The organism is Bacillus cereus group sp. BfR-BA-01310 (assembly GCF_022664325.1).
Taxonomy (GTDB): Bacteria; Bacillota; Bacilli; order Bacillales; family Bacillaceae_G; genus Bacillus_A; species Bacillus_A paramycoides.
This window is the reverse complement of the sequence record NZ_JAKUHD010000062.1, coordinates 1-5,565: the sequence shown is the minus strand read 5'-3', so window position 1 is coordinate 5,565 and position 5,565 is coordinate 1. Positions and strand designations below refer to the sequence as shown.

Below are 5,565 nucleotides of genomic sequence, written 5' to 3'. Positions count from 1 at the left end.
GTCGGTACCAGCCAAAATTTTATAGGAGTATGGGGAGAAAGCCAGAGCCAGAACCAGCCTGGCGTTTTCGGAAGAAATCAAAATTGGCAAGGGGTTCATGGTGATAGTACAAATCAAGCTGGTGTCGTCGGTACCAGCCAAAATTTTATAGGAGTATGGGGAGAAAGCCAAAGCCAGGACCAACCTGGTGTTTTTGGGAAGGGAGTGATAGCTGGGGCGTTTGAAGGGGATGTTAGGATAACCGGAAAGTTAACTGTAAATAATGTTGATGTTCTCAATTTCCTCAACCAAATCCAACCAGTACTTGAACCCCCTATGATTACAGCAACCTATACACCTAGTAAGGTTCTTAATCTTGAAGGATCGGGGTTTTTGCCAAATAGTACGATAGAAAAAATGACGTTTACTGACAAAGATAATAATTCATTTCCCTATCCATCAAGTTCTTTGTTTCGAGTGGATGGAAATGGACATTGGTTACAACCTGGTATAGAGATTCCGACGGCATGCCCAGTTACATTAACCGTATACGCATATAATCCTTACAACATAAGATTGCCTTTAAAGCTTATTATCCCTTGTTCCGAATAAAGGTTAGGGTATTATACCAGGTAGTAAATCAGAAGGAATAAATCTTACTACCTAGTATAATAATTCAGAGTTCTACTCAGATCCTGTGTATCAAGTTGTATAACATACTTAAATGAAATAATTAGGAATGAGAATTAACAACGCCCTTAACCCATATAACATAGTTTATAATCTAAAGTATTTCACCTCCGATAACGATAATTATATAAATAAAACCTAAACGCAAAATCCAATCCAGATGCTTCAGAATCCCGTTTAAAGTATATAAAACTAAAACAACACCTATTTATCTTAAAAACAAAGATATAGGCTTAAAAAGCAAAATAAACAGGTTTAAAAGAGGTTTTTTTTGCTTTTGGGGTTGAGGCTGGTTCGTCGTGTGGGGACGAACCCCCACGTATTACGTATCTATCAATATGGTAAGTGGAATTATTAGGCGAAGGCACTAGCGGTTCGGCTCGTATAATAGCAAATTCAAGCCGATAATCTAGATAGTTACTTTTGGATGTGTCGGCTTGGTACCACCAAAACCCGAGCCGAAAAAAGTTTTGCAAGGATGTAGCAAAGCGAAAAGGGTGGAGATTTTCTGTAGCAAAGCGAAAGAAAATACGACCCGTTCCTTGCGGAACTTTTAGCTCTATATATAAGAGTGAGAAGAGCAAAGTGAAGAAAGTCAGTAATATCAAGGGTTTATAAGACATGAGGTGTTACGAAAAGGTAACACCTGTGTTACCTTTTCGTAACACCTAAAAAAAGGAAAATCATAATAAAAAAAAGATGTCAATGAGAATTTGACATCTAAAATAAGTAGATTGGTAATTTATATTTTTTCTTAGACTCATCAATTTTAAAGTTCCTTAATGAATTTCTAAAAATATGTTGAGTTGCTTTATCTATTCCATCTTTTGGACTACAACACATAATATTGGGATTTACAAACCATGTACGACTTGTGCATGCACGACCATCTTCTGTGGTTATTCCTGCTTCTGCAACTCCTAAAACCCCTTTTTTAAATAAACCATTCATCGTTACAGAAACATTTTTTCTTGCCATTTTAAAACGTTCAGCCAAATATGTAGGTGATGCTGGAGTAGTTGTATCTACATTATCCTTATCAATTTTTTGAATAATAACGTTAGTTTTAAATTCCACATATGGAGCAAGTTTAAATAAAAATGCTTCTTCCTTGCTACTCAAATACTCAAGTTCAGTAAGATAATTAATGTTATCCATAATTAGCTGCACGAATCTCACCCGATCTGTAGGTTTTTTCTTTTTCCCTATGAAATACTCATCTCCACCAGTTGTTTTACTTAATAACTGCAAGAGCATTATCTTCTCTTCTTCTGAGTAACCACCCACTTGCAACTGGTCATAAATACTATTAATCTTACTATCTCTTATTTTCGCTTTTTTTTCAGCTTGCTCAAAATCTACAACTTTTGTCATAAAATAATTCTCTCCCTTAGTGGAAGGAATCAACTTTTATATGTTAGAATGTATATAGAATATATATTGGTTGATTCCAACCTTATTATGAAAAACCGCCTTGCCGTCCAAAGCTTGGGCGGTTTTTCTCGTTTGTATGTCTTTCCTCTATAATAACATGAAACACCTTGTTAAATCTTTCCATCTCTTGCAAAACACAACATCCAATCCTCTTTTTCCTCTTCAAACCCATGTAATTCAATGATGTCCTCTGAATTACCTATCATTCGACCATATTCAAGACCACTATCAACTGCAATTGATCGACATAAATAATACTTAAAAATCACATCTCCACATTTTCGGCATTGAATTGTATTTCTTTTTAATTTTTTCGCCATTATCACTCCGAAAGCTTCTTTCGTCATTTAGAGAAGCTTTTCTTTTTTGTAAAACAAAATCAACCACCTAACCCTTTTCATAAAAAATTTCATGGACAACTGATCTAGACGGTTCACTTTTTACTGATAAGACCCCATAAAAAAAAGGACTCTGTTTTAAAAAAAACAGAGTCCTTTTTTTCGACTAGCAACCGGAAGTAGAAGTAGGAGGACAAGGAGAAGGAGTCGTAGGAAGAACTACTGGATTTCCAGTAACTTTAATTTGTTGAATTTGTAACACTTTTAGAGTAAGATCCAATACAATTTTTTCAGTTAATGAAGTAAACGTACCCTCAGGAGTTGCTGGAGTTGGTGAAAAATCAAGTTCAAAGAAGTCTGCAGCTACTAATTCACCAAATGGTTGTTCATTGTATTTAACATGATTTTGAAAGAAAGCTTTATCTAAACGTGCATTTAAACCTGTATCATCAACAAAATTAGCTTCTAATTTTGTTGTATTAGCAAAAAGTGGAGGGCTTAAAAAGTCCGTACACTTAAGTTCTGCAAAACCAAAAAACTGAACATCAGCAATCATATCCTGAAGTGCTCCACTACATGTATTTGTAGCAAATTCAATATTTTTACGAATATGCCCTGCTACAAATAATTTAGCTTTTTCAACAGTTAAAAAGTCAGACCCCGGAATAGCCTTAAATGCCACAGGTACAAGTTTAACTTGATCTAAAAATACATGCTTTTTCACTCTCTTAATTTCAGTTGCTGGAGTTGATGTAGGGAACGTAATATTTGACTCTACAACAATTTGAAGTGTTGTCTCTGCTAATACAACTGGAGTCTTAATAATTGGCGAACTTGAAGGAGTAGTCACTGGCGTAATTTTAGTAGCTTGTAATGGTATTTGTTCTATTGATGGCACTGGACAAGGTCCTGGTGTTTGTTGTAGCTGTTGTGAACATGGTTGTTGGCTCAAAAAAACAACCTCATTTCAATATATATTTAGAGGTTTTTACACACTCTATGTTACTAGAATATGTAGTATTAATTTTAATGTACGGGCAAATATAATAATCATTTACTCATTTTTAGAAAGTAAAGAGATTTTTTTGAGCTGTAAATAAGTTTGGTTAACTTTTGAAGGTTTTTCCATTATAACTAACTCAAACTTGTAGTAAACAAAACTTTATGTAAACTATATATAAATAAATTCTTATAGACGTTTTTTTTGTTTTTATATACTATCCATTAAAGACCCTATAAAGAAAAGAACTCTGTTTTTAAAAAACAAAGTTCTTTTTCTGGACTATCAAGGAGAAGGAAAAGAACAAGGAGAAGGAATCGTAGGAAGGACTACTGGCGTTCCAGAAACACTGACTTGTTGAATTTGTAACACTTTCAGAGTAAGATCCAATACAATTTTTTCAGTTAATGACTCAAACGTACCCTCAGGAGTTGCTGCAGTTGGTGAAAAATCAAGTTCAAAGAAGTCTGCAGCTACTAATTCACCAAATGGTTGTTCATTGTATTTAACATGATTTTGAAAGAAAGCTTTATCCAAACGTGCATTTAAACCGTTTGTATCACTAATAAAATTAGCTTCGGAACTTTTAGAATTAGCAAAAATTGGAGGGCTTAAAAAGTCCGTACACTTAAGTTCTGCAAAACCAGAAAACTGAACATCAGCAATTCTATCCTGAAGTTCTCCATTACATGCATCTGGAACATTTGTAGCATATTCAATATTTTTACGAATATGTCCTGCTACAAATAATTTAGCTTTTTCAACAGTAAAAAAGTCAGTCCCTTCAATAGGCTTAAATGCCACAGGTACAAGTTTAACTTGATCTAAAAATACATGCTTTTTCACTCTCTTAATTTCAGTTGCTGCCGGATTAAGTATAATATTTGACTCTACAACAATTTGAAGTGTTGACTCCGCTAATACAACCGGAACCTTAAGTATTGTTGTTCTAGAAAAAGTTGCAGAAATTGGCGTAATTGGAGAAGCATTTAATGGTAATTGTTCTGTTGATGTGACTGGACAAGGTCCTGGTGTTTGTTGTTCGCTCAAAGAAAACAACCTCATTTCATTACATATTTAGAGGTTTTTACACACTCTATTTAACTAGAATATGTAGTATTAATTTTAATGCATAGGCTTATTTTATATTTATTTATTAATATATTTAAAATTGATGGTTTTTTTGAATATATAGGTTCAGTTAACTTTTAAAAATTTTACCATCATGACTGACTCGAACTTGTTGAACTTGTAGTAAATTAATGATTAAATCTAATACAATTTTTTGACATATTTGATTTAAATGAGTTACTGACTTTTTTTGTATGGAATCTCCATTTCCATTATTAAATGCAGTATACTCAATATTCTGATGTATATACCCTTCTATAAATAAATTTCCTTTTAATACTGTACATATCCCATTACCTAACGATTGTGAAAATTGACTAGGGATAAATTTACAATTAGTTAATACTACCTCTTTGGAGATTTCTTTAACCCTTATAACCTTTTCTTCAAACACGATATTTTCTTCTAAACATATTTCAATTTTGTATTCCCCTATTACAACTGGAACTCTAATATGTATACAATCATAAGAAGTATAAGAATTATTATTTATTTCTCCTGTTTTCATAAATGATGAGTCATGTAAAGGAACTACAACTGATTTATAATACTCATCCTTATTATTCACACCATAGTTATGAGTATCAGTAAGAAATATAATTTCATGAATTTCAGAACTAACCAAACGACAATCAAGCTGTTCTGGATAATAAGTTATAGTATTAAATAGTTTTGTATCAAATTGAGGGGATTGTTTATTATTGAGATCAATAAATTCAAATGTATTTTGAACTGAATTACTACAGATAGGAGAATGAAAAAAATCATCAATTTTTACATGAGTGGAGAATGAGCTTTTTTTAGTCATAAAACATACTTTTCCTTGTTCATAATTATCACACTCACTAGTACAGTCAACAGAATCAATTTCATTCACTTCTTCTTGATCGCCTAGTTCATCCATAAAATCAGATTCAGGAAGATCCGGAATCTTTAAAATAGAATCTGTTTGAAATGTATTATTTGTTTCATCAACAGAATCAATTTCATCCA

At 32.8% G+C, this 5,565-nt stretch carries 6 protein-coding genes; 1 reads left to right on the top strand and 5 read right to left on the bottom strand.

Going from position 1 to position 5,565, the window contains the following annotated elements; translation table 11 throughout:
• On the top strand, nt 1-591 hold a 591-nt coding region (locus MR109_RS29410; protein ID WP_242274833.1), incomplete at its 5' end, for a hypothetical protein.
• 798 nt (nt 592-1,389) lie between these two features.
• Here the strand turns inward: MR109_RS29410 and MR109_RS29405 are convergent.
• The 5 genes from MR109_RS29405 to MR109_RS29385 all read right to left on the bottom strand — a co-directional run.
• Nucleotides 1,390-2,043 carry a MarR family transcriptional regulator gene (locus MR109_RS29405; protein ID WP_098475748.1) on the bottom strand — a complete coding sequence of 218 codons (654 nt, stop codon included), beginning with the start codon at nt 2,041-2,043 and terminating at the stop codon, nt 1,390-1,392.
• Nucleotides 2,044-2,213: 170 nt separating this feature from the next.
• Nucleotides 2,214-2,423 (bottom strand): DUF7695 domain-containing protein, encoded by a 210-nt coding sequence (locus MR109_RS29400; protein WP_242274832.1) that lies wholly within the window; start codon nt 2,421-2,423, stop codon nt 2,214-2,216.
• Between the two features lie 184 nt (nt 2,424-2,607).
• Nucleotides 2,608-3,393 (bottom strand): CsxC family protein, encoded by a 786-nt coding sequence (locus tag MR109_RS29395; RefSeq protein WP_242274831.1) that lies wholly within the window; start codon nt 3,391-3,393, stop codon nt 2,608-2,610.
• A gap of 333 nt (nt 3,394-3,726) precedes the next feature.
• On the bottom strand, nt 3,727-4,491 hold the full coding sequence (locus tag MR109_RS29390) for a CsxC family protein (RefSeq protein ID WP_242274830.1): 765 nt from the start codon (nt 4,489-4,491) through the stop codon (nt 3,727-3,729).
• 151 nt (nt 4,492-4,642) lie between these two features.
• The coding region (locus tag MR109_RS29385; RefSeq protein WP_374202597.1) for a BC_2427 family protein at nt 4,643-5,565 on the bottom strand (923 nt) is incomplete at its 5' end.

Bases quoted from the DNA above. Each gene is read 5' to 3' on its own strand.
- MR109_RS29405 (WP_098475748.1), bottom strand. From the start codon at position 2,043: ATGACAAAAGTTGTAGATTTTGAGCAAGCTGAAAAAAAAGCGAAAATA.
- MR109_RS29400 (WP_242274832.1), bottom strand. From the start codon at position 2,423: ATGGCGAAAAAATTAAAAAGAAATACAATTCAATGCCGAAAATGTGGA.